Below are 235 nucleotides of genomic sequence, written 5' to 3' on the forward strand. Positions count from 1 at the left end.
CCGAGTTCCTTAACGAGAGTTCACTCGCTCACCTTAGGATTCTCTCCTCGACTACCTGTGTCGGTTTGCGGTACGGGTAGTTAAGTACTCACTAGAAGCTTTTCTCGGCAGTGTGACGTCAGACGCTTCGCTACTAAATTTCGCTCCCCATCACAGCTTGTCCTTAAAGTGAAAAGCATTTGACTCTCCACAAGACTTACTGCTTGGACATTCTAATCCAACAGAATGCACATCT

At 46.8% G+C, this 235-nt stretch carries 1 rRNA gene; it reads right to left on the bottom strand.

The features are described 5' to 3' along the window. Positions 1-235: ribosomal RNA gene (locus MZO40_RS17705) — 23S ribosomal RNA — on the bottom strand; the annotation flags it as partial.

This window comes from Lactiplantibacillus sp. B652 (genome assembly GCF_023806745.1).
GTDB lineage: Bacteria > Bacillota > Bacilli > Lactobacillales > Lactobacillaceae > Lactiplantibacillus > Lactiplantibacillus pentosus.